The sequence below is a fragment of the Burkholderia pyrrocinia genome, assembly GCF_022809715.1.
GTDB lineage: Bacteria > Pseudomonadota > Gammaproteobacteria > Burkholderiales > Burkholderiaceae > Burkholderia > Burkholderia pyrrocinia_C.
The window spans coordinates 790,404-813,189 of sequence record NZ_CP094461.1; the positions used below are offsets into that span (position 1 = coordinate 790,404).

The following is a 22,786-nucleotide window of genomic DNA, read 5'->3' on the forward strand; positions in this document are numbered from 1 at the left end:
ACGCGCGCCGTGCCGGGGTTTTCGCGGGTTCATGCCCCATCACGCAACCTGACGGGGCCGCTTTTTTACAAGCCGGCGGCAAGTTTGGGGCACGCATTTCGCGCGGCAAGAAGTGCGCCCGGTCGCCCGCGTCGTTGTCGCTTCGCCGTGCCTCGCATCGATGCGATCGACGGCCGAGCGATCGGGAAAAATGCCGTCGTCAGCTCCGGCAGGTGACGCAGCAGCCACGCGGCCATGTCGCGCTCCTGCTGCACGATCCACTCGCGGCACGCCGCGGGTTTCATCTTCGCCATCACGTTCCTTCACCGCATCACGAATGCGGCATGCCGCGCGGCGCGATGCGCGGCGCGCATGCCGTTCCGCAACGCGCATGCCGTGCGACACACGCAATGCGTCAGTACTGCATCGGCGGCGGCGTGCCCGGCAGCGTCTGGCCGCCCTGCACGCCGTTCGGGCCCGGCGGCGGGACGTCGGCCGGATCGCCGCCGGTCGCGCCCTGCGGCATCGTGTTGCCCGGCGACGGACGCGTCTCGTAACGCGTATTGGCATCAGGCATCGTCGCGCTCGGCGGCGTCGCATGGCCGTCGGGCGGTGCGGGCGGCGCCGCGCGCGTGCCGTAGGTGGTGCCCTGCGTGCATGCGCCCAGCGCGCACGCGGCGGCGAACGCGCATGCACCCGCGCGTATCGTCTGGATCGTGTTCATCGAAATCCTCCGTCGGATCGACGGCTCAGAGCCGGTTGAAACGAAAATCCCCCGCATACGCGGTGGGTGCGCGGCGCGCCATCATCACGTCGAATTCGGCCGCGACGCGCGTGAGCGTGCCGCGTTGCCGCGCGATATCCGCCTGTTCGAGCGCGGCGAACGCGTCGGCATCGAAGGTCACGGTCAGCGACGCCGGATGGCCGTCGACGCGAAAACCGATATGCAATGCGCCGGCCGGCTGCTCCTCGACATGGAACGGCATCGCGCGCGCCTCGAAATGGCGGCCGAGCGTCTCGGCGATGTCGCGCAGCATGCCGGGTTTGATACGGATGCTCATTGCATGCCCTCCATTCGCGTTCGCGGCAGCGCGCCCGCCGGCGATGCGCGCACGGGCGGATCGCGCAAAGGCGGTTCGCGTTCCGGCGGCGCATGCCCGGGCGGGTCGCCTTCGGGATGGCGGTACGGTTCCGGCATGTCGGGCGGCACGTCGTCGGGATCGGGCGGCTCGGGGTCCGGCTCCACGTCGGGCATCGGCGGGTCAGGCCGGTCCAGCCGCTGATCGCGGTCGTGATTCATCGGCACTCCATAGCGCGCATCGTTGCGTGGTCTGACGGATGTGGCCAGGGTCCGCAATCCGCGTGCCGTCCGTTCGCGACGCCCGCACGCCGGCGCTGCCGCGCATACGCGCGCGCGGCGCGCGCCGTGCATTCGCTACACCGTTCGCTGCAATTCTTGCAAGCGCGCCGCTACGCGTCGTACGCAGCCATCACGAGCCACAGCTCGCGGCCGTCGTCCCGCACCCGCGCCGCCAGCGCATACGGATCGGCCGGCTCGCATGCGCGCTGCAGCGCGAAGCGCGCCGGCTCGGTCGAGCCGAACGTCTCGTCGCCGAGCGGCCGCACGTCGGCCTTGCCCTCGAACATCCGGCGCTCGGGCCGGTAGATCAGCGGTTCGTGTTTCCACGTATCGAAATGGCTCTTCACCGAATCGAATCCGCCGCCGCATACGTTGATCTCGTAGCGTACGCCTGGTCGTCGTTTCGGAATCATCGTCGTGTCTCCGCTTGATGCGCGCACCGCAGGCACCGGGTGCGCGCGCGTTGCTGCAATGGACGTATTCATCGTCGTCGTCTTCGTCTTCGCCGCCGACGTGGCAAATCGCGTGCCGCGTGCGATCCGGGAACGGCCGTTGCGGGAAATCCGCGTCATCGTTACCGATACGGAGCTTCGCCATGAAGGATTCGACCCGGTCCGGCCACGCGCCGGAGCGCAAGCAGCGACCCTCCCCATCGCAGCCGCTGAAGCCTGAGGACCGCACGCACACGCGCCATTCGGAACGCCATATCGACAAGCAGCTCGAGGACACGTTCCCGGCCAGCGACCCGCCCGCGACCGGCGGCATCACGCGCATCGAGCCCGACACGCCGCCCGGCACGCACGACGACGGGCCGTGGCAGGACAAGCGCGAACGCCGCGACAAATGACGGCGACGAACGACAGGCCGCGCGCGCCGCACGGCATGCGGTTTGCTGAATGGAATGTGCTGGAACATCGCCCCCCAACCTGCAAGGAGGACTTTCATGCATCGCGTCAACGAAATCATGTCGCAGGACGTCGTGTGCATCGCGCCGACCGACTCGATCCGCCATGCCGCGCAACTGATGGAGCGCTACGACATCGGCGCGCTGCCCGTGTGCGACAACAACCGGCTGATCGGGATGGTGACGGACCGCGATCTCGCGGTGCGCGCGATCTCGGCCGGCAAGCCGCCGGAGACGCGGATTCACGAAGTCGCGTCGGGCCCGATCGAATGGTGCTTCGACGACGATTCGCTGGAAGAGATCCAGCACTACATGGCAGACGCACAGTTGCGCCGCCTGCCCGTCGTCGATCACGACAAGCGGCTGGTCGGCATGCTGTCGCTCGCGGACATCGCGACGCGCTCGGCCGGCCCGACGCACGACGACGTCGCGAACACGCTCGAAGGCGTGTCGCAGCCGAGGCAGACGTGACGGGTCGAGCCTGCGCTTCGCCCCGTCCCGACCACCCGCGCGACCCGCGGCCCGCCCGGGCACGATCGCGCACCACGCAGCCTGGAGGAAACACCATGCAGACTTCCAATCAAGGTCAGACCCGCATCATCGGCAAGGGCGCCGCAACGGCGGCCGGCCCCGGCCCCGACGTCATGGCGGCCAATACGCTGGAAGGCGACAAGGTCTACACGACCGACGGCGACGACGTCGGCAAGATCAAGGACATCATGCTCGACGTGCGTTCGGGCCGCATCGCGTACGCGGTGCTGTCGAGCGGCGGCCTGCTCGGCATCGGCGACAAGCTGCTCGCGATCCCGTGGAGCGCGCTGACGCTCGACACCGAGCGCAAGTGCTTCCTGCTGTCGGTGTCGTCGGAGCGGATCAAGAACGCCCCCGGCTTCGACAAGGACCACTGGCCGGCGATGGCCGATCCGCAATGGGCCGAGCCGCTGCACGAGTACTACGGCAGTGCGCCGTACTGGAGCCCCGGCGACGAGCTCGGGCTGACCGATCCGACCGAGGAACTGAACAATCCGCGCACCCGCGACCCTCATTGATCGTTCGCGACCGGCCGACACGCCCCGCTCATGCGGGGCTTTTTTTCGTCTGCCGGCCGACCCTATTGATAACCATACGACATCAATCCATCCAAAAATCGCACTTATCGTTTCTCCGTCTCCGGGCGAACATTGCCAAAACGACAATCGATCGCCTTCCGCGCGTTGCCTGAATTTTTCTGGAGACACCCCCGATGCACCCCTCGCCCAGCCTTCCGACCGGACGTTCGAAGGCCGCCGCGGTATTCCGCGTCACGGCCGGCAACTTCCTCGAGCAGTTCGACTTCTTCCTGTTCGGCTTCTATGCGACGCAGATCGCCGCCGTGTTCTTTCCCGCCGCGAGCGAGTTCGCTTCGCTGATGATGACGTTCGCCGTGTTCGGCGCCGGCTTCCTGATGCGGCCGCTGGGCGCGATCGTGCTGGGCGCGTACATCGACGACGTCGGCCGCCGCAAGGGCCTCATCGTCACGCTGGCCATCATGGCAAGCGGCACCATCCTGATCGCGTTCGTACCGGGCTACGCGACGATCGGCCTGCTCGCACCCGCGCTCGTGCTGATCGGGCGACTGCTGCAGGGCTTTTCGGCAGGTGCCGAGCTGGGCGGCGTGTCGGTCTATCTTGCCGAGATGGCCACGCCCGGCCGCAAGGGCTTCTACACGAGCTGGCAGTCGGCCAGCCAGCAGGTCGCGATCGTCGTCGCGGCGGGCCTCGGCTTCGCGCTCAATCAATGGCTCAGCGCATCGGCCATCGCCGCATGGGGATGGCGCGTGCCGTTCTTCGTCGGCTGCACGATCGTGCCGTTCATTTTCATGCTGCGTCGCAACCTGGAGGAAACGCAGGAATTCAAGGCGCGCCGGCATCGTCCCGGCATGAAGGAAGTGTTCGGTACGCTGGTCCAGAACTGGGGCGTGGTTCTCGCAGGCATGATGCTGGTCGCGATGACGACCACGAGCTTCTACCTGATCACGGTCTACGCGCCGACCTTCGGCAAGACGGTTCTGCACCTGAGCACCGCGGACAGCCTGCTCGTGACGCTGTGCGTCGGCGTGTCGAACTTCGTGTGGCTTCCGATCGGCGGTGCGCTGTCGGACAGGATCGGCCGCCGGCCGCTGCTCGTCGGCATGACGGTGCTCGCGATCGCGACCGCCTATCCTGCACTGTCGCTGCTCGCTCATGCGCCGTCGTTCGTCAACATGCTGCTCGTCCTTCTGTGGCTGTCGTTCATGTACGGGATCTATAACGGCGCGATGATCGTCGCGCTGACGGAAGTGATGCCGGTGGAGGTGCGCGTGGCAGGCTTCTCGCTCGCCTACAGCCTCGCGACGGCCGTATTCGGCGGCTTCACGCCCGCCATCTCGACGGCGCTGATTCACATGACCGGCGACAAGGCTGCACCGGGCTACTGGATGAGCCTCGCCGCGGTGTGCGCGCTGCTGGCGACGTTCGCCCTCTATCGCCGCCGGACGCCGACGCTGACGCCCGCGCACTGAAGCCCCAAACCGAGCAACCTGCCCCGACTCCGCACGACGACAACCATGAAAAACCCGCTCCTGAAACTGTGCGCGACCGCGCTCGTCGCCACCGCCGCAGTCACCGCGAATGTACAGGCCGCCGAGCTGCACGTAATGAGCTCGGGCGGCTTCACCGCGGCCTACAAGCTCCTTGGCCCGCAGTTCGCGTCCCGCACGGGCAACACGCTCGACACCGCGCTCGGCCCGTCGATGGGCAAGGCGCCCGAAGCGATTCCGAACCGGCTCGCGCGCGGTGAGCCTGCCGACGCGGTGATCATGGTCGGCTACGCGCTCGACGACCTGATCAAGCAAGGCAAGGTAATCCCCGGATCGCGCGTCGAGCTGGCCGATTCCCGCATCGGCATGGTCGTGCGCGACGGCGCGGCGAAACCCGACATCAGCTCGGCCGAAGGCCTGAAGCAAGCGCTGCTGCATGCAAAGTCGGTCGCCTACTCGGATAGCGCGAGCGGCGTCTACATCGAGCGGGAGTTGTTCAGGAAGCTCGGCATCGACGACCAGATGAAATCGAAGGCGAAGATGATCCCGCGGATTCCGGTCGCGTCCGTGGTCGCGAACGGCGACTACGAAATCGGCTTCCAGCAGGTGAGCGAACTGCTGCCCGTCCAGGGCGCGACCTTCGTCGGCAAGATTCCCGAATCGCTGCAATCCGTCACGCGCTTCGCTGCCGGCATCCCCGTCGGCGCGCAACATCCAAAGGAAGCGAAGGCACTCCTCGACTATCTCGCATCGCCCGACGTGCAGGCGCAAGTAAAGTCGACCGGACTGGATTCCGTCTCCGCCCCTTGAGCACGAGCCACGGGAAGGCGTGCGTCAGACAGCCTTCCCGTCGCGCCCGGCGTTGTCCGCGGCATCATCGGCGCAGTCGAGGTTCGCCGGCTCGGCCGCGCTCAGTACCCGCGCGAGCCGCGCACGATCGCACTCCCCTTCCCACGACGAAACGAAGATCACCGCGCACGCATTGCTGATCACGCTCGTCAGCGCGCGCGCCTCGGACATGAAGCGATCGATGCCGACCAGCAGCGCGACCCCGGCAACCGGCAGGTCGGGCATCACGGCGAGCGTCGCGACGAGCGCGACGAGCCCGCTGCCGGACACGCCGGCCGCCCCCTTCGACGTGAGCAGCATGACGGCGAGCATCGCCGCGATTTGCGGCGCGGAAAGCGGCACGTCGCACGCCTGCGCGATGAACAACGCCGCGAGCGTCAGGTAGATCGCGGTGCCGTCCAGGTTGAACGAGTAGCCGGCCGGCAGCACGAGCCCCACGACGCCCTTGTCGCACCCCAGCGACTCCAGCTTGACGATCAGCCGCGGCAACACCGGCTCAGTGGACGAGGTCGCGAGGACGATGAGCAATTCCTCGCGCAGGTAGCGCAACAGCCGCCACAACGCGAAACCGTGCAGTCGTGCGAGCGGCGCAAGCACCAGCGCAACGAACAGCACGCAGGCAACGTAGAACGACGCCATCAGCCTCGCGAGCGAGCCGACCGAGCCGATGCCGAAGCGGCCCACCGTGAACGCCATCGCGCCGAATGCGCCGAGCGGAGCGAGCCGCATGATCATCGCGAGCACGCGAAAGACGATCTGCGCGACGCCGTCGATCAGCGCCAGCACGGGCCGACCGGCCTGCGGATACGCGTTCAGCGAAAAACCGAACAGCAGCGACAGCAGCAGCACCGGCAGCACCTCGCCCGTGCGGAACGCGCCGAGCATCGTGTCCGGGATCACGCTCAGCGCGAACTCGACGAGCCCGTGCGGTTGCGCATGCCGTACATATTGCGCGAGGATGCTCGAATCGAGATGGTGCACGTCGACGTGCATGCCGGCGCCGGGCCGCAGCACGAACGCGGTGACGAGCCCGAATGCGAGTGCGGCGGCGGTCAGCAGATAGAACAGCACCAGCGCGCGCACGATCGTGCGCCCGATGGCCTTGCCGTTCGCCAGCGACGTGATGCCGGAGACGATCGTGCAAAACACGATCGGCGCGATCATCATCCGCACGAGGCCGACGAATGCATCGCTGAGCGGCTTGAGCAGCGCGCCCGCCGACGGCCAGAAGTGGCCGACGCTCACGCCGAGCACCATCGCCAGCAGAACCTGCACATAGAGCGAACGAAGCGGTCTTGCCAGCCTCACGATGCGGTGCTCCCCGATGTTCCGGCCGTAGGCCCGATCGTCGTCATCGGGATGCGTCGCCGCTTGCCGCACCGGCGCGTTTCGCGTCGACGATCGCCCGGTGAAACTCCTCCGCGGCCGGCGTCAGCGCGCGGCCGCGCCGTTTCACGATGCCCACCCGGCGCTTGACCACCGGTTCGACCAGGGGCACGCTCGTGAGCACGGGATGGTCGTGTCCGGGCATCGCCATCGACGGTACCGCGGCGACGCCGAGCCCCGCTTCGATCAACCCGAGCAGGGTCGTCACGTGGCGCGTCTCGCACACGCTCGGCGCCCGCGGCGCGACGGTCGTCAATGCCTGGTCGAGCAGCAGGCGGTTGCCGGAAGTCTTGTCCACCGACACATACTCGTACTCGTAAAGCTCGTTCCAGGTCACGCGCTTCTTGCGCGCGAGCGGATGATCGCGCCGGCACGCGGCAACAAACCGTTCCTGCAGCAGCAGTTTGAACTCGATCTCCGGCTCCTGGCTGCCCATGAAACTCACGCCGAAATCGGCCTCGCCGCTGATGACCGCGCCCAGCACGTCGTTCGCGCTCGCATCCAGCAGCTTGACCCTGATGCGCGGAAAGCGGCGATGATAGCTCGCGATCACGTTCGGCAGGAAGTAGTAGGCCACCGACGGCACGCATGCGATCGTCACATGACCGAGGCGGCTCGACGAAACGTCGCGGATGCCGAGCAGCGCGACGTCGAGATCGTCCAGCAGTTGCTCGGCGCTCGGCGCGAACACGCGCCCGACGGTGGTCAGCGTGACGCTGCGGGTGGTGCGCTCGAACAACCGCACGCCGAGCGCTTCCTCGAGTTTGTCGATCCGGCGACTCAGCGCGGGCTGCGAAATGCTGATCGCGTCGGCGGCCTTTCGGAAGCTTCCCAGCTCCACCACCGCGCGAAACGCCTGCAAATCGGTCAAATCGAAGTTGATTCCCACGGACCACGTCTCCACATTTCAGATGCCGGGTATTTTGCATGATTCGGGCAAGCTCACCCAGCCGGGAGATGCCCGGCTCCGACGCCTGCTACGCGCGGTGCCGCAGCGCATCGATCACGACGGAGAACGCGCGCGATGCCTGGCGGCGGCTCGGATAATACGCGTGATAGCCGGGAAAGACCGGGCACCAGTCCGGCATCACGATGCGCAGCGTGCCGCTGCGCACGTGTTCGAGCACGATGTCTTCGGTGACGAACGCGATCCCGAACCCGTCGAGCGCGGCCTGCACCATGTGCGGCTGCGTATTGCAGGTGATCCGTCCGTTCACGCGCGCCTGGATCTCGTTCCTGCCCTTCTTCAGCTCCCACGCATAGATGCCCTTCGCGGTCGCGAGCCGCAGCGTCACGCAGTCGTGGTCGAGCAGGTCCTGCGGCGTTTTCGGCGGCTTGCGACCGTCGAGATAGGCGGGCGACGCGACCATCGCCATCCGGATGTCCGGGCTGATGCGCACCGCGATCATGTCCTTCGCGACCTGGTCGCCGTAACGCACGCCGATGTCGTAGCGTTCCTCGACGATGTTCGACAGCCCGTAGTCGACCGACAGCTCGACGCGGATGTCCGGGTAATCGGGCAGCACTTTCCTGAGCTTCGGCCACACGATCGTGTCGATCGGATGCTCGGTGGCAGTGATGCGCACGACACCGGCCGGCTTGTCGCGGAAATCGGACACGGCGGCGAGCTTCATTTCGATTTCGTCGATGCGCGGCGCGACGGCCTGAAACAGTTCTTCCCCTGCTTCGGTCGTCGACACGCTGCGTGTCGTGCGCGTCAGCAGCCGCACGCCGAGCCGCGTTTCGAGATCGCGCACCGTCTGGCTCAGCGCCGATTGCGACACGCCGAGCCGGGCCGCCGCGCGCGTGAAGCTCCGGTCGCGCGCCACCGCGAGAAACACGAGCAGATCGTTGAGGTTTTCGCGCGGCATGTCGGGCGGCTCCTGTCGAAACGGACGCCCATCCTAGCACCGACACCGCCCGGGACCGCCCGGCGCGACTTCCGCCGATTCATCGGCGCAGCTTATAAGTCCAAGCGCGCCGTGCTACTTAATCGATCGGATTCGAGCCGATAGACTGCGAAGCCTTCCGGTTCCCGCATGGCCACCGCACGCGTCGGGACCGTCCACGCATTCCTTCCCGGAGCCCGCTCGTGAAACCTCTTCTTCGCTTTTTCGCAGTCGCGCTTGCCGCCTCCAGCCCGTTGCTCGCTCATGCGCTGGGGCTGACGCGCGAGCAGGTGCGCGAGGACATGATTCGCTACGAAGCCGCCGGTTTCAATCCGGCGCGCGCCAATCCGCGCACGTGGGTCGACGACGCACAGGCCGCGGCTGCAAGCGTAGCCGGCGCGCGCGATGCCGGCGGCCGCACCCGCGTGGCCGATCGCAGCACGGCTGGCGCCCGCTGCGACTGATGCGCGTTTGCGCCGCGATTCCACCCGACCCGAGCCGATGTCGACGATGCAAGCCGCTTCCACCTCCGATCGCGACGACGCGACCGTTCGCCCCGCCGCATGGGGCGCCGTCCTCGCGATGGCGCTTGGCGCGTTCGTGCTCGTCGCGTCCGAATTCATGCCGGTCAGCCTGCTGACGCCGATCGCGAGCGACCTGCATATCAGCGAAGGCCTGGCGGGCCAGGCGATTTCCGTGTCCGGCGCATTCGCGCTCGCGACGAGCCTGTTGATCGCGTCGCTGGCCGGAAGGCGCGACCGCAAGCGGCTGCTGCTCGTGCTGACGCTGCTGACGATCGTGTCCGGCACGGTCGTCGCACTCGCGCCGAACTACCCCGCCTTCATCGCGGGGCGCGCGCTGATCGGCATCGCGATCGGCGGCTTCTGGTCGATGTCGGCCGCGACCGCGATGCGCCTGGTGCCCGATGCGCAGGTGTCGCGCGCGCTCGCGATCGTCAACGGCGGCAATGCGCTCGCGACCGTCGTCGCCGCGCCGCTCGGCAGCTTTCTCGGCGGCATCGTCGGCTGGCGCTGGGCGTTCTTCTGCGTCGTGCCGATCGCGGCGATCGCGTTCGGCTGGAAGCTCGTCAGCCTGCCGCCGATGAAAACCGCGTCACGCGCGGCGCCGGCCAATGCGCTGACGCTGCTCGCCCGTCGGCCGGTCGCGCTCGGCATGGCGGCCGTCAACCTGCTGTTCATGGGGCAGTTTGCGCTGTTCACGTACCTGCGCCCCTTCCTCGAAACGGTGACGCACGTCGGCCATACCGCGCTGTCGCTGATGCTCCTCGTCATCGGCGTGGCCGGTGTCGCGGGGACGATCCTGATCGGTGCGTTCCTGAAGAACGCGCTCTACCGGACGCTCGTCGTCACCCCGCTGCTGATGGCGGCGATCGCCGTCGCGCTCGCATGGTGCGGCGCGTCGACGGCGGCCACCGCGGGCCTGCTTGCCTTGTGGGGGCTGACCGGAACGGCCGCGCCCGTCGGCTGGTGGACGTGGCTCGCGCGCACGCTGCCGCACGATGCCGAAGCCGGCGGCGGGCTGATGGTCGCGGTCGTGCAGCTCGCGATCGCGCTCGGCGCAACGACGGGCGGCCTGCTGTACGACGCGCACGGCTATCGCGCGACGTTCGCGACGAGCGCGGCGCTGCTCGTCTTCGCCGGCGTGCTGGCGTGCGCCGCCGGACGCGCCGCCGTGCCGCACGCCGCCGCGAAGCCGTGATACCGGCGGCTCGGCCCGGGCCTGCTCGCGGGCGCATCCGGCGCCGACCCGAGCAACGTCGCCGTCTACGCGCAGGCGGGCAGCCAGTTCGGCTTCAACACGCTGTGGATGGTCGTCGACATGCTGACGCGATCCGGCTCGGTCGGATCGTTGCGCCCACAACGTGATGGCACGTGATGGCAGCCGGGCCGCCGGCAATCCGCCGCTGCCCGGCTGGCGCGCCCGTCACATCAGCCCGTCACATCATCTTGCCGCGCGAACGTTCGGCGCGTGCCGCATCGGCCGCCGACTCGACCTTCTTCACTTCCTCCGGCGGCGGCAGCACGGCCTTGAAGCCCATCGACTCGATCCACATCTCGCGTGCCCAGCCGCGCGTGTGGTACAGGTGGTGATCCTCGTCTGCCTCGACCTCGTCGTGCGCGCCCTTCAGCACCTTCGCGGCATCGCCCGACAACTGGTCGGCCGCATAGCCGATCAGTTCCCAGTTCAGGTGGTCCTTGGTCTCGGCGAGCACCACGCATTCGGCCGCGACGACCTGCGCGACGGCCGGATCGGCCTGCTTGCGCGCCTGCTCGATCACGTGGACGAGCGACTTCCCGGTGGCCGCCACCGCGCTGCGTCCGGGCGACTGCGCGTCGGGGTCCATGCCGAGCGCGTCGAACACCTTGCGCAGCACCTCCTGATGATGGAGCGTCTCGCGATGGTACTTCTCCCATTCCTTGTGCAAATCCTCGTCGGTCGCGCACTGCAGCGCAGCCTCGTAGATCTTCGCGCCGCCAAGCTCGGTTTCATACGCCTGACAAAGCAGTTCGCGGATGCCTTCGTGCTTCTGTTGCCGGTGTGCCATGAATGTCTCCAGGATACGGCCGCGCATGCGGCCCGGGGTTGAACGGGCACGCGTTATTGCGTACCCACCTTGCGTTCGAGCGCCTGTGCCATGCTCAGGTGATGCCTGAGCGTCGGCAGCGCGGCGCTCGCGAACGCGCGCAGTTCGGCGTCCCTGCCGTCGCGCGCCTCGCCTTCGAACAGCGCGACGGCCTTGCGGTGCGCATCGGGGCCGGCCGCCGCGACGTATGCGACATCGAAATCGCGGCCGCGCTTGCCGCGCAGCGCCTCGACGTCCGGGTCCGCGATCTGATCGGCCTGCGGCTTCATGCCCTTGCGCGCGGCAATCTCGTTCAGCCGCGCGTTCGCCTTGCCGTGATCGGCCACCATGCGCTGCGCGAACGCGCGCACGTCCGGCGACTGCGCCTGCTTCAGCGCAAGCTGGCTCGCCTGCACCTCGGCCTTGCCGGCGATCGCGGCCTTGTCGATGAATTCCGCGTCGCCGCCTTGCGGCGCCTTCACGATGCGCGCGTCGCCAGCGCCCGACGACGGGTCGATCACGCCGCCCGGCATCTGCGCATGCGCGAGGCCCGGGACAGCGAGCGCGAGCGCGGCGAGTGCCGCGATCGTCCAGTTGAACTGCTTCATCCGTCTTCTCCTTGCTTGGGGGCGGCCGGGACGGACAACCGCCCGCCGCTGCCGATCGAACCGCCGTTCGGGCGCGATGTCCGGCCCGCCCGCCGCTCGCGAAATCGGACACGAGCGGCACGTTGCAGCCGATCAGTTCGTCCTGCTCCCCGACGCGGCGTCGTCCGGCCGGCGCACCGGATCGAAGTCGCGCCATTCGCCGTCCTGCCAGTCGCCTTCGACGCGCTCGATCGACATCGCGCCGCTCGCGCGCAGCACGCCCTCCGCCGTGTTCGCGGTATCGGACGTCACGCGCGCGGCCAGGATCACGCCGGTGTCGCTGTGCGCGAGCGTGCCCTTGCCTTCGGCGCGCTCGCCGCGCATCCGGCCGAGCGCGCCGCCGAACGCGCCGAGATACGCGCCGGCCAGCGCGCCGGCGGCCGGTACGAACCACTCGCGCTCGCCGAGTGCGTAAACGGCCAGCCCCGCGACGGCGCCGATCAGCAACCCGCGCATCGCGCCGATCATCGCGCCGCGGCCGCCCGGCTTAGCCGCCGAGTCGGCATATACGTCGCCGCCGATCGGAAAGCGCGCATGCTGGCCGCCCGGGTTCAGGAAGAAGATCGACACGTCGTCCGGGCCGAACGCGCGTTCGTACAGATAGCGCGCCCCGCCTTCCGCTTCATCGAACGTCGTGAAGCGGCCTGCGACGATCATCGCCATGTTCGTCTCCTCGTAACGGTGCGCCGGGCGTACGGCGCGGCACGGCGGCGCTCACATCAGCCGCCCGAGTTCCTTCGACACGGACGCCGGCGTGCCGTATTCGCGATCGGGAATGCGCGTGAGCAGGTCGATCACGCCGCGGTCCGCATGCGCGCGCTCCGCGCACTGGACGACGTCCGCCTTGCTCGCCGGATAGTCGAGCCCCTTCAGCGTCTTCCGGATGTCGACCGGGCCCGGCGCCTTGCCGTGCCCTGCCTGGTGGCCGCCCTTGTCGCGGTCCTGCACCGCGCGCTCGCCTTCGTGCGAACGCGAGCGACTGAGTTCGTGGCCCGTATGCAATCGGGATGTCATCGAAGCCTCCTTCGGAAAAAATGCCGGGCTCGGCTCACGTGGAAGCGCGTCGCGAACGCGCGAGCGCGGCGACCACGAGCGCCGCGCCCAGCGCGACCGCACCCGCGACCTTCGGCCGCTGCACCACCGTGTTGTACGCGCAACCGCGCAGCACCGGCCCGTCCATGCCTTCGCGCTCGTGCAGCGCGTGGCGCGACTCGTACAGCGCGTTGTCGTCGCGCGGCCGCGCGGGCCGCACCGTGCGCTGGCCGCGCGAGAACAGCGTGGCCGCGACGCGATCGAACAGGTGCGGCGCGTGGTACGCGCTCGCCGACGCGAATTTCGCGGCGCCGCCGACGAACAGCGTGCGGCGCGCGTGCGCGGCCGCGAACAGGATCGCGTCGGCGACGAGGGTGGGGTCGTAGATCGGCGGCGGCAGCTTCGCCTCGACGTTCATGTAGTTCTTCGCGTGCATCACGAACATCGTGTCGATCGCTGCCGGCTTGATCAGCGTGACGGATACGGGCAGGTGGTCCGCTTCCATTTCGAGCCGCAGCGAATCGGTGAAGCCCTTCACCGCATGTTTCGACGCGACGTAGGCGCTTTGCAGCGGCACCGGCGCGTCGGACGCCTCGCTGCCCATGTTGATGATCGCGCCGCCGTGGAAATCGCTCTTGCGCCGGAAATGGTCGGACGCGACGAGCGACCCATGCACGACGCCCCAGTAGTTGGTATCGAACAGCCGCCGCTGATCCTCGAGCGGCACGGCAGCCGCCGTGCCGAAGATCGACACGCCCGCGTTGTTGATCCACGTGTCGAAACCACCATATGTATCGACCGCGGTCGCGGCCGCGCGCTGCAGATCCTCGATGTTGCCGACGTCGCCGGCGACCGGCACCGCGAGACCGCCGTGCTGGCGGATTTCGTCGCACAGCGTGTTCAGCGCCTCCTGGTTGCGTGCGAACAGCACGAGCTTCGCGCCGCGCCGTGCCGCCTTGCGCGCGGTGACGAGGCCGATGCCGCTGGTCGCGCCGGTAATCACGATCGTCTGCTCGCCGACCGGTTTGAGCATGCAGTTCATGACTGGACTCCTGTTACGGCGCCGACGTCACTTGGGCCGGATTGTCAGCTGATCGCGCACGCTCCGTACGCCGTCGAGCTGCTTCACGACGCCGACGGCCTGCGTACGCTGCTGCTCGTCGGGCACGCTGCCGGTGAGCGTCACGATGCCGCGCCGCGTCTTCACATGGATGTCGCCGGCCGTCAGGCCGCTCGTGCCGATGAGTTCGGCCTTCGCCTTGGTCGTGATCGTCGCGTCGCGGATCTTCGTGCCGGTCGTCGAATGCGACGACGACGCGGCGCTGTCGTCGCCGGCGGCGAGTACGTTCGGCGCGACCATTGCGCAGGCCGTGGCCGCGGCAATCGCGACGGCCATGCCGATGCGCTTCGCGGGGTGACTGCCCGATCGCGCGGAACGGGCTTGCAGCGGGAATATCCTCATCGTGACCTCCTTTCGTCGGGCCGGCATGGCCGGCGGGCACGTGTCACCCGCGCAAGGCGCGTGCCGCGGCGCCGGCGCCGCATGCACGCGCGTGGCGCCTTGTGGAGGTGCTTTCATCCAATGCGTTGTAATTTTTTCGGCGTGTATCTGCCGGGCATGACGATTGCCCGGCGATGGGTAACGGGCGGGTAACAGGCGTGTATTGGGTGGGCAACGGGCGCGCGTCGACGCGCCCACCTGCATCGGCGGCGACATCATGCAGGGAATCGCATCGATCGGCGAACCCGCGCCGGCGCGGGAAAGATATGCCTGTGGAATCCTCGGCGCGACGGCGCGCTACCGCATGCGCGGCGTCAACCGTTGCGCTTCGTTATCTGCGCAATCTTGCGTGCCAGTTCGCGCACGTCGACGGGCTTGCACAGATAACCTTCGAACCCGGCTTCGAGCGCGCGGCGTTCGTCGGCGAGGCCCGCGTGCGCGGTCACGGCCAGCACGCGCAGGTCGGTCAGCGCACCGTCGCCGTTCATCGCGCTGCGCCGCAGCGCGTCGAGCAGCCAGAAGCCGTCGCCGTCCGGCATCGCGAGATCGGACAGCACGACGGTCGGCCGCATGTCGGCGGCCACCGCGAGCGCTTCCCGGCCCGACGACGCGATCGCGACGGTCGCGCCGAACGTGGTCAGCGCGGCGGTCAGGCTTGCGCGCGTCGTTGCATCGTCGTCGACGATCAGGATGCGCTGCGTATCCAGCACGAGCGGCTCGTGACGGCCATCCGCCTGCGCGATCCCCCAGGCCATCGCGCCCATCGGCTGCCAGCCGGCCGGCAGCGTCACCGTAAACGTCGCGCCGCGATTGCGGCCCGCGCTCTGGACGGCCACGCTGCCGCCGTGCAGTTCGGCGATATGCCGCACGATCGACAGGCCGAGCCCGAGGCCGCGCCGCGACGACGCGGGCGAATCGTCCGCACGGCGGAACATGTCGAACACGAACGGCGCGAACTCCGCCGCGATACCCTGCCCCGTGTCGGACACGGTCAGCACCACGCGCGTATCGACACGCGCCAGCGCGACCGTCACGGCGCCGCCGCTCGGCGTGAACTTGAGCGCGTTCGACACGAGATTCGACAGCATCTGCCGCAGCCGCTCGGCATCGCCCGACACGATGCAGGTGGCCGCCGTGCATTCGAACTCGAGCACGATACCGGCCGACGACGCGGCCGTCTGGAACGCGCCGACCGAGTCGGAGAACAGCCGCACGACATCCACCGGCATCGCGTCGAGCTGCAGCTTGCCGGTCGCGAGCGACGATGCGTCGAGGATGTCGCCGACCATCCGCGTGAGCGAACGCGCGCTGCGGTCGATCGCGTCGATCGCCTGCTGCTGCAGCGCGTCGTCGCCCGAGTTGCGCAGCACCTCGACCCAGCCATAGATCACGTTCAGCGGCGTGCGCAATTCGTGCGACACCGTCGCAAGCAATTCGTCCTTCAGACGGTTCGACGTATCGGCCTGGTCTCGTGCATGGCGCGCGCGCTGCAGCGAGCGCAGCGTGCGCAGGTCGCGCAGGCGCTGCGCGCCGGTTTCGCGCAATGTCAGCGACAGCGCGACGCACGCACGCGCGTCGCCGCTCACCGGGCCCGCCGCCGCCGTCGCACGAAAGCGCCGGCCATCGCGTCGCACGCACAGCAGGTCGATCGGCCCGACCGGTTCGCGCATATCGTCGAACAATTCGGCGAACGGCCTGCGTTTCAGCCAGCGCATCGCGACCAGCGATTCGAACGCGCGACCGAGCGCATCGCCTTCGTCATAGCCGAACAGGCGCTGCGCGGCCGGGTTCCAGCTGACGATGCGGCCGTCGGCATCGACGCCGACGATCGCGTCCGGCGATGCGTCGACCACCGCGCGCTGCAGCCGCGACGCGTCGACGCGCGAACGATCCGCGCCGGCATCGCGCAACAGCAGCACCGCGCCGTCGATGTTGCCGTCGGTATCGGCGATCGGCGACGCGACCTCGACGATCGGCACCGGCTCGCGGCCGTCCGCATGCAGCCAGTGCTGGTCGGACACGACGCCCGCGCCGCCGAGCGCGCGATCGAGCGGCGTCGCCGGCACGCGGCGGCCGGTGCGATCGAACACCCGCAGCACGTCGCGCGCGGCGCGGCCCGTCGCATCGCCCGGCGCGCAGCCGACGAGTGCGGCCGCGGCCGCGTTCATGTAGGTGAGCCGTCCGTTCGTATCGGTTGCGATCACACCATGCGGCAGCGCCTGCAACATGGCTGCGAGCCGCCGATGCGCGGCCGCTTCGCGCCGGCGCGCGTGTTCGTTCGTGAGTCGCGCGTGCCGCAGCATCGACGCAATCGCGCAGACGAGCGCGCCGACCAGCACGAGCATCCCGAGCCGGACGAGCCGCTCGGGCAGCGGCTCCGTATAGGCAGCCGGATCGGACAGGAACAGCGTCCACACGAGCATGCCGCTGATCACGGTCGCCACCATCCCGAACAGGAACGAAGTGGCCCACGCGGCGCCCGCGAGCAGCGGGTAGTAGAGGACGAACGGCAGGTTCACGCCGCCGAAGCGGATCGCGAGCGCCTGCAGCACGGTCGCGATCGCGACCAGCATCACGGCCGTTGCGTAATTCCCGGCGCGCATTCGCGAGAAGTCGATCATCGGATACGCTCCTGCCGCGCGACGACGATGCGCGACGCCACGCGGGAACGGGTGCACGGGCGCGGGCGCGGCGGCATCAGGAATCCGGCTTGTCCGCTTCGTCTTCCAGTTGCGCGAGCCGGTTGTAGATCGTCTTCAGGCTGACGTCGAGCACTTCGGCTGCCTGCGCCTTCACGCCGCCGCATTGCGCGATCGTGCCGAGGATCAGCCGCCGGTCGACTTCCTCGAGCGGCGTGCCGAACGGCACCGTCACGCGATCCTCGTGCGAATCGACCATGTTCGACAGCTCTTCCATGATCGGCGGCGGCAGCGTCTCGATCACGTCCGCATCGCTGAAGATGCTCGCGCGCTGCACGAAGTTGCGCAGTTCGCGCACGTTGCCGGGCCATTCATGGGTCTTCAGCGCTTCGCGCGCGGCCGGCGCGAAGCGCAGATGCCGGCCGCTCTCTTCGTTGAAATGCTGCAGGAACGCGTCGGCGAGCATCGGGATGTCGTCGCCGCGCTCGCGCAGCGGCGGCAACGGAATCGGAAACACGTTGATCCGGTGAAACAGGTCGGGCCGCAGCTTGCCGTCCGCCATCGCGGCTTCCGGATCGCGGTTCGTCGCGGCGACGATGCGCACGTCGACGTCGATCTCGCGCGTCGAGCCGAGCCGCGTGAGCCGCCCCGTCTCCAGCACGCGCAGCAGCTTGACCTGCGATTCGACCGGCATCTCGGTGATCTCGTCGAGAAACAGCGTGCCGCCGTCCGCGCGTTCGAAGAAGCCCTTGTGCTGGCGCTCGGCGCCCGTGAAGCTGCCGCGGTCATGGCCGAACATCTCGCTCTCGACCAGGTTCGCGGCGATCGCGCCGCAGTTCACCGCGAGAAACGGGCCGCGGCGGCGCAGGCTCAGGTCGTGCACCGTCTGCGCGGCGAGTTCCTTGCCGGTGCCCGATTCGCCCGTCAGCAGCACCGACGCCTCGGTGCGTGCGACGCGGCCGATCGCATCGTAGACGGTCTGCATCGCGGGCGAACTGCCGAGCATGCGGCCGAAACGCCCGAGGCGCTTCAGCTCCGAGCGCAGCTCGGCAATCTCTTCGTGCAGCGCGGTCGTGCGCGGCACGCGCGCGAAGATGCTGTTCAGCCGCTGCATGTTCAGCGGCTTCACGAGATAGTCGGTCGCACCGCGCCGCAATGCGTCGATCGCGGTTTCGAGGCTCGCGTGACCGGTGGTCAACACCATTTCGCAGTGCGATCGTTTCGGCAATGCATCGAACAGATCCATGCCGTTGCCGTCCGGCAACACGAGATCGCACAGCACGAGATCGGGGGTATGCGTCGTGACGAGCGTGCGCGCTTCTTCGAGCGTCGCGGCCGTATCGCATGCGAGCTGCTGCGTGCGAGCGAGCGTCGCGAGCATCGTGCGCGTATCGGCATCGTCTTCGACGATCAGGACATAGGGCATCGAGGCTTCCTGGTGAGAGGCGGCCCGGCGCGGGCGCTGGCCGGTACCGCGACGGATATGCGGCGCAGCACGCGCGGCCGGCACATGGCGACGCCTTCCGCTCTGCACACCAATGAGCGGATCGGCCGTCCTGCAATGGAAAATGCTGCTTGGAAGTATAGGAGACCGCGGTCGCGCATTCATCGCCCATCGAATAAATCTATCTGTCGCGGTGGCCCGCATTGCCAGATTCAATGTCGCGCCGTTGGTATAAAAGGTAAGCTCCCTACAGGAAATCGACGCATGCCACGTCGATTTTTCATCAGACCTCCACAATATTCGGTCAAATCTTCCTGATTCGATATCGCGCCATGGCGAAAACCGGCGATGACGGCGCGCGGCTCTTCGGTCGCTCGCGTACGATCCAGGCCCTTTTACTGAAGGTGTCGCGCGTCGCGACCACGCACGCCAGCGTGCTGATCGTCGGGGAAAGCGGTGCGGGCAAGGACATCGTCGCGCGCCTGCTGCACGACCTGAGCCCGCGGCGGCGCGGGCCGTTCGTCCCCGTCAACTGCGGCGCGATCGCGCCCGACATCGCGGAATCGCACCTGTTCGGTCACGAAAAAGGCAGCTTCACCGGCGCGGTCGCGCAGCATGTGGGCATGTTCGAAGCCGCCTGCGGCGGCACGCTGTTCCTCGACGAGATCGCGGAAATGCCGGGCGAGCTGCAGGTCAAGCTGCTGCGCACGCTCGAATCGAATACGATCGTGCGCGTCGGCGGCCACGAATCGATTCCGCTCGACGTGCGGATCGTCGCGGCCACGCATCACGATCCCGTCGAGGCCGTGCGCAGCGGCCGGCTGCGCGAAGACCTGTTCTACCGGATCGCGATGATCGCGCTGCATGTGCCCCCGCTCAGGCAGCGCGAGGACGACGTCGGCGATATCGCACTGCAGATCGTCGAGCGGCTGAACGCGCGGCACCGCACGAGAAAGCGCCTGTCGATGCAGGCGATGAAGGCGCTGCGCGCGTATACGTGGCCCGGCAACGTGCGCGAACTGCGCAATGCGCTCGAGCGTGCGTTCATCCTCGCGGACGAGCAGATCGACCTGCAACTGCCGCGCCGCCAGCCGCCGCACGAGGAAGTGCGCCACAACGCGATGACGCTGCATATCGGCACGACGCTCGCGCACACGCAGCAGCGCTTCATCGCCGCATCGCTGCGGCATTTCAACGGCGACAAGCCGCGCACCGCGAAGGCGCTCGGCATCAGCCTGAAGACGCTGTACAACCGTCTCGCGCTACTGCCCGAGCACGAGCGCAGCGCGACGAACGGCGCGGCGGCGCCGAACCCCGGTGACGCCATCGCCACCACCAGCGCGAGCGCAGCCCCGCCGCCGGGCGCACTGAATCAGTGAGCACGGCTGCGCGTCGCGCATCGGGTTCAGCGCGCCCCGCGACCGCGCATGCTCACGCCATCGCGCGGCACATCGCCGCGCACGTTTCGCACGCGAGCGCGCAATTGCGGCAATGATCGTGTGCGTGCAGCAGGCATTCGGTCGCGCACAGGTCGCACGCCTGCGCACACAGCGCGCACACGCTCGGCACGAGCACACTGCGGCGCGCCATCGCGCCCGACGCGAAGCGGCACAGCTGCGCGCATTCGATATCGAGCGCGATGCAGGCCGCCAGCGCATGCCCGTCGGGTTCCGCGAGGCATGCGGCCATACACGTATCGCACGCGTGCGCACACGCGTCGCACGCAGCCATGCAGTTGTCGTATCGATCGTCCATCGCATCGCTCCTCGTTCCGGTTCGCATTCGTCAGGGTTCGAGCTGCACCTTCATCCGGCCCGGTTCGCGTGCGGCCGCATCGGCCATATCGGCGATATCCGGGTCGGGCACCGTATCGATGCGAATGTCGCCGATGCCGTGAAATATGACGGCTTTCATGTGCGGCCCTCGTTGTCGAAAGCGGGACGGCGAACGTGACCGTCGAACTGATCGAGCAAGGCGCGCGCCCGGGCAACGGCGCTGGCGTCGGGTCAAACAGCGGCGGGTTTTCGACGAGTCGGGCGGCGCCTTCAACGCGGCAGCGCGAACGCGGCCTTCAGGCTCGCGACGATCATCTGCATCGCGAACGCCGCGAGAATCATCCCCATCAGGCGCTGCGTGACGGCCGTCACGCGGACGCACGACTGCGTGTCATACGGCGCGCAGCACCGCCGGATTCGGGCCGCTGTCACGCGGCTGCAATCTGCCGCTCCAATGCCGCTTCCGCCTTCAGGCTGTCGAGATCGCGGCCGATCGTCGCGACCGCGAGCCGCGTGTCGCCGCGCCAGTACGCGATCGTGCAGTCGTGCGCGCCGAGGTCGCCGTCGATCTCGACGCGATCCCATTGCTCCGCATGCCCGACGTAGTTGATCGTCATGTCGTAATGCTGACTCCAGAAAAATGGCACCGCGTCGAACGGCTGCTGCTGCCCGAGCATGTTGCGCGCCGCGACGATGCCCTGCCGCTCGGCGACGACCCAGTGCTCGACGCGAATGCGCTGGCCCGTCAGCGGATCGGGCCAGCGTGCGATGTCGCCGGCCGCGTAGATGCCGGGCGCGCTCGTCTGCAGGAAGCGGTCGACCGTCACGCCGCGCTCGACCGCCAGCCCCGCGTCCTGTGCGAACTCGACGTTCGGATGAACGCCGATGCCGACCACCACGACATCGGCCGGCAGCACGTCGCCGGTCGACAGCGTCACGCTGTCCGGTGAGATTTGCGCGGGCGTCGCGCCGAGATGGAACACGACACCATGCGATTCGTGCAGCGCCTTGATCGTGCCGCCGAGCGCTTCGCCGAGCACGTGTGCCATCGGTTGCGCATCGGGTGCGACGACATGCACGTCGAGCCCGCGCGTGCGCAACGCAGCGGCCGCTTCGAGCCCGATGAAGCTCGCGCCGACCACGACGCAACGGCGCGCCGTTTTCAGCTTGCCGATCAGCGCGTCGCAGTCGGCGCGCGAGCGGAGCACGCATACGTGCGGCAGATCGGCACCGGGCACGGTCAGGCGGTTCGGTTCGGCGCCCGTTGCAAGCAGCAGCGCGCCGTATCCGACGCGGCTGCCGTCGGCCAGCTCGACCGCATGCTGCGCGGGATCGATTCGTTCAACACGCGTGCCGCACCGTACGTCGATTCGATGGTCGGCGTAGAACGACGGCGCGCGCAGCGGCAGCCAGTCGGCGTCGGCCGTGCCCGCGAGATAGTCCTTCGACAAATTGGGCCGATCGTACGGCGGATCGCGATCGGCACTCAGCAGCGTGACGGGATGCGGATAACCTTCCTGCCGCAGCGTCACGGCGGCTGCGATCGCAGCGGCGCCGCCGCCGACGATCACCACCGATGCGGGCAACCCGGCCGCGTTCAGCGCAGGCGGCGCGGCGGCCGGCCGCGCATCGAGCACGACGGCGCGGCCATCGCGGCGTTCGACGCGCCAGCACGGCAGCCCGTCGAGCGCCGGCGCGCGCAGCCGCGCGCCGGTGCGCAGGCAGAACGCCGCGTGGTGCCACGGGCAGCGGATCGTGTCGCCGACCAGCAGGCCATCGGCCAGCGGCGCGCCGTAGTGCGTGCATTGCGCGCCCACCGCAAACAGTTCGTCGGCGCGGCGCACGAGCAGCACCGCTGCGTCGCCGACATGGCCCTCGATCATCGCGCCGTCGGCGATGTCGTCGAGCGCGATGCCCTGCGCGAGATCGGGGTGTGAAGACGAGGAATCGCTTCCGGACATGACATCGCTCCCGCAGAGCCAGGTAACGATCCCATTATCGGCGTCCTTCATGAAAAGAACAGGTACAGACGCCCCGCAGCGCACGCAAACACCGGCTGTAGCGTGTACCCGATCCATGACCGGCGTAGAACGTCATCGACGTTGCGGCGCAACACGCGGCCGCCGTGTAATCGTACTTCCGCGCGGCCCGCGCAATTCGCGTGCCGCTCCATCTTCATTCCGTCACCGGAGGTTCTCCCGTCACCGATGCGCGTACGGCGCGGCAATGCGCGGGCCCGC

Annotated in this window: 27 protein-coding genes; 8 read left to right on the top strand and 19 right to left on the bottom strand. The window is 68.4% G+C overall.

Features of this window, described 5'->3' with window-relative positions; translation table 11 throughout:
• Positions 1 to 65 precede the first annotated feature (65 nt).
• From MRS60_RS33645 to MRS60_RS33665, 5 genes are all read right to left on the bottom strand, one after another.
• Entirely contained in the window at positions 66 to 236 is a 171-nt protein-coding gene (locus tag MRS60_RS33645; RefSeq protein WP_243566973.1) for a hypothetical protein, read from the bottom strand.
• Positions 237 to 394: 158 nt separating this feature from the next.
• Entirely contained in the window at positions 395 to 703 is a 309-nt protein-coding gene (locus tag MRS60_RS33650) for a hypothetical protein (protein WP_034184465.1), read from the bottom strand.
• 25 nt (positions 704 to 728) lie between these two features.
• A complete protein-coding gene (locus tag MRS60_RS33655) occupies positions 729 to 1,040 on the bottom strand; it encodes a hypothetical protein (RefSeq protein WP_243566974.1) in 312 nt (103 codons plus the stop codon).
• Positions 1,037 to 1,279, bottom strand: coding sequence for a hypothetical protein (locus MRS60_RS33660; RefSeq protein WP_243566975.1), 243 nt, complete (start codon positions 1,277 to 1,279; stop codon positions 1,037 to 1,039). The genes MRS60_RS33655 and MRS60_RS33660 overlap by 4 nt, the downstream gene beginning before the upstream one ends.
• Before the next feature lie 170 nt (positions 1,280 to 1,449).
• Positions 1,450 to 1,752 (bottom strand): hypothetical protein, encoded by a 303-nt coding sequence (locus MRS60_RS33665; protein ID WP_034184667.1) that lies wholly within the window; start codon positions 1,750 to 1,752, stop codon positions 1,450 to 1,452.
• A 182-nt stretch (positions 1,753 to 1,934) separates the two neighbouring features.
• Between MRS60_RS33665 and MRS60_RS33670 the strand changes: the two genes are divergently transcribed.
• The 5 genes from MRS60_RS33670 to MRS60_RS33690 all read left to right on the top strand — a co-directional run bounded on the left by MRS60_RS33670 (position 1,935) and on the right by MRS60_RS33690 (position 5,610).
• A complete protein-coding gene (locus tag MRS60_RS33670) occupies positions 1,935 to 2,186 on the top strand; it encodes a hypothetical protein (protein ID WP_131949608.1) in 252 nt (83 codons plus the stop codon).
• Between the two features lie 96 nt (positions 2,187 to 2,282).
• Positions 2,283 to 2,714 (top strand): CBS domain-containing protein, encoded by a 432-nt coding sequence (locus MRS60_RS33675; RefSeq protein ID WP_034184469.1) that lies wholly within the window; start codon positions 2,283 to 2,285, stop codon positions 2,712 to 2,714.
• A 95-nt stretch (positions 2,715 to 2,809) separates the two neighbouring features.
• Positions 2,810 to 3,292, top strand: coding sequence for a PRC-barrel domain-containing protein (locus MRS60_RS33680; protein WP_034184470.1), 483 nt, complete (start codon positions 2,810 to 2,812; stop codon positions 3,290 to 3,292).
• Between the two features lie 194 nt (positions 3,293 to 3,486).
• Positions 3,487 to 4,782: an MFS transporter gene (locus MRS60_RS33685; RefSeq protein ID WP_034184471.1), complete on the top strand. Its 1,296-nt coding sequence runs from the start codon at positions 3,487 to 3,489 to the stop codon at positions 4,780 to 4,782.
• Between the two features lie 45 nt (positions 4,783 to 4,827).
• Positions 4,828 to 5,610, top strand: coding sequence for a substrate-binding domain-containing protein (locus MRS60_RS33690; protein ID WP_034184472.1), 783 nt, complete (start codon positions 4,828 to 4,830; stop codon positions 5,608 to 5,610).
• A gap of 24 nt (positions 5,611 to 5,634) precedes the next feature.
• Here MRS60_RS33690 and dctA read toward each other — a convergent pair whose 3' ends face one another.
• The 3 genes from dctA to MRS60_RS33705 form a co-directional block, all read right to left on the bottom strand.
• On the bottom strand, positions 5,635 to 6,957 hold the full coding sequence (dctA, locus tag MRS60_RS33695) for a C4-dicarboxylate transporter DctA (RefSeq protein WP_243566976.1): 1,323 nt from the start codon (positions 6,955 to 6,957) through the stop codon (positions 5,635 to 5,637).
• Between the two features lie 43 nt (positions 6,958 to 7,000).
• A complete protein-coding gene (locus MRS60_RS33700; RefSeq protein WP_034184669.1) occupies positions 7,001 to 7,924 on the bottom strand; it encodes a LysR family transcriptional regulator in 924 nt (307 codons plus the stop codon).
• Positions 7,925 to 8,012: 88 nt separating this feature from the next.
• On the bottom strand, positions 8,013 to 8,906 hold the full coding sequence (locus MRS60_RS33705) for a LysR family transcriptional regulator (RefSeq protein ID WP_105391559.1): 894 nt from the start codon (positions 8,904 to 8,906) through the stop codon (positions 8,013 to 8,015).
• A 221-nt stretch (positions 8,907 to 9,127) separates the two neighbouring features.
• On the opposite strand from MRS60_RS33705, the gene MRS60_RS33710 reads away from it, so the two are divergent.
• Positions 9,128 to 9,388, top strand: coding sequence for a DUF4148 domain-containing protein (locus tag MRS60_RS33710; RefSeq protein WP_105391560.1), 261 nt, complete (start codon positions 9,128 to 9,130; stop codon positions 9,386 to 9,388).
• A gap of 46 nt (positions 9,389 to 9,434) precedes the next feature.
• Positions 9,435 to 10,643 carry an MFS transporter gene (locus tag MRS60_RS33715; protein ID WP_105391591.1) on the top strand — a complete coding sequence of 403 codons (1,209 nt, stop codon included), beginning with the start codon at positions 9,435 to 9,437 and terminating at the stop codon, positions 10,641 to 10,643.
• A gap of 238 nt (positions 10,644 to 10,881) precedes the next feature.
• Here MRS60_RS33715 and MRS60_RS33720 read toward each other — a convergent pair whose 3' ends face one another.
• The 8 genes from MRS60_RS33720 to MRS60_RS33755 form a co-directional block, all read right to left on the bottom strand.
• On the bottom strand, positions 10,882 to 11,490 hold the full coding sequence (locus MRS60_RS33720) for a DUF892 family protein (RefSeq protein WP_105391561.1): 609 nt from the start codon (positions 11,488 to 11,490) through the stop codon (positions 10,882 to 10,884).
• A 53-nt stretch (positions 11,491 to 11,543) separates the two neighbouring features.
• Positions 11,544 to 12,116: a DUF4142 domain-containing protein gene (locus MRS60_RS33725; protein ID WP_243566977.1), complete on the bottom strand. Its 573-nt coding sequence runs from the start codon at positions 12,114 to 12,116 to the stop codon at positions 11,544 to 11,546.
• A gap of 132 nt (positions 12,117 to 12,248) precedes the next feature.
• The gene (locus MRS60_RS33730; RefSeq protein ID WP_034184477.1) at positions 12,249 to 12,818 is read right to left on the bottom strand and encodes a hypothetical protein; all 570 of its coding nucleotides are present in this window, start codon (positions 12,816 to 12,818) and stop codon (positions 12,249 to 12,251) included.
• A 51-nt stretch (positions 12,819 to 12,869) separates the two neighbouring features.
• Positions 12,870 to 13,169, bottom strand: coding sequence for a DUF2795 domain-containing protein (locus tag MRS60_RS33735; RefSeq protein WP_034184478.1), 300 nt, complete (start codon positions 13,167 to 13,169; stop codon positions 12,870 to 12,872).
• 34 nt (positions 13,170 to 13,203) lie between these two features.
• Positions 13,204 to 14,229 carry an SDR family oxidoreductase gene (locus MRS60_RS33740; protein WP_034184479.1) on the bottom strand — a complete coding sequence of 342 codons (1,026 nt, stop codon included), beginning with the start codon at positions 14,227 to 14,229 and terminating at the stop codon, positions 13,204 to 13,206.
• A gap of 27 nt (positions 14,230 to 14,256) precedes the next feature.
• Positions 14,257 to 14,649, bottom strand: coding sequence for a BON domain-containing protein (locus tag MRS60_RS33745; protein WP_217589171.1), 393 nt, complete (start codon positions 14,647 to 14,649; stop codon positions 14,257 to 14,259).
• Between the two features lie 353 nt (positions 14,650 to 15,002).
• Entirely contained in the window at positions 15,003 to 17,309 is a 2,307-nt protein-coding gene (locus MRS60_RS33750; RefSeq protein ID WP_243566978.1) for a hybrid sensor histidine kinase/response regulator, read from the bottom strand.
• A gap of 76 nt (positions 17,310 to 17,385) precedes the next feature.
• The gene (locus tag MRS60_RS33755; RefSeq protein WP_034184482.1) at positions 17,386 to 18,753 is read right to left on the bottom strand and encodes a sigma-54-dependent transcriptional regulator; all 1,368 of its coding nucleotides are present in this window, start codon (positions 18,751 to 18,753) and stop codon (positions 17,386 to 17,388) included.
• Positions 18,754 to 19,103: 350 nt separating this feature from the next.
• Here MRS60_RS33755 and MRS60_RS33760 point away from each other — a divergent pair, with 350 nt between their 5' ends.
• Positions 19,104 to 20,150: a sigma-54 interaction domain-containing protein gene (locus tag MRS60_RS33760; RefSeq protein ID WP_243566979.1), complete on the top strand. Its 1,047-nt coding sequence runs from the start codon at positions 19,104 to 19,106 to the stop codon at positions 20,148 to 20,150.
• A gap of 52 nt (positions 20,151 to 20,202) precedes the next feature.
• Here the strand turns inward: MRS60_RS33760 and MRS60_RS33765 are convergent, their stop codons facing one another.
• From MRS60_RS33765 to MRS60_RS33775, 3 genes are all read right to left on the bottom strand, one after another.
• Entirely contained in the window at positions 20,203 to 20,526 is a 324-nt protein-coding gene (locus MRS60_RS33765) for a four-helix bundle copper-binding protein (protein WP_105391569.1), read from the bottom strand.
• A gap of 30 nt (positions 20,527 to 20,556) precedes the next feature.
• Positions 20,557 to 20,685, bottom strand: coding sequence for a hypothetical protein (locus tag MRS60_RS35110; protein ID WP_347814861.1), 129 nt, complete (start codon positions 20,683 to 20,685; stop codon positions 20,557 to 20,559).
• Positions 20,686 to 20,974: 289 nt separating this feature from the next.
• A complete protein-coding gene (locus tag MRS60_RS33775; protein ID WP_243566980.1) occupies positions 20,975 to 22,507 on the bottom strand; it encodes an FAD-dependent oxidoreductase in 1,533 nt (510 codons plus the stop codon).
• Between the last annotated feature and the right edge of the window lie 279 nt (positions 22,508 to 22,786).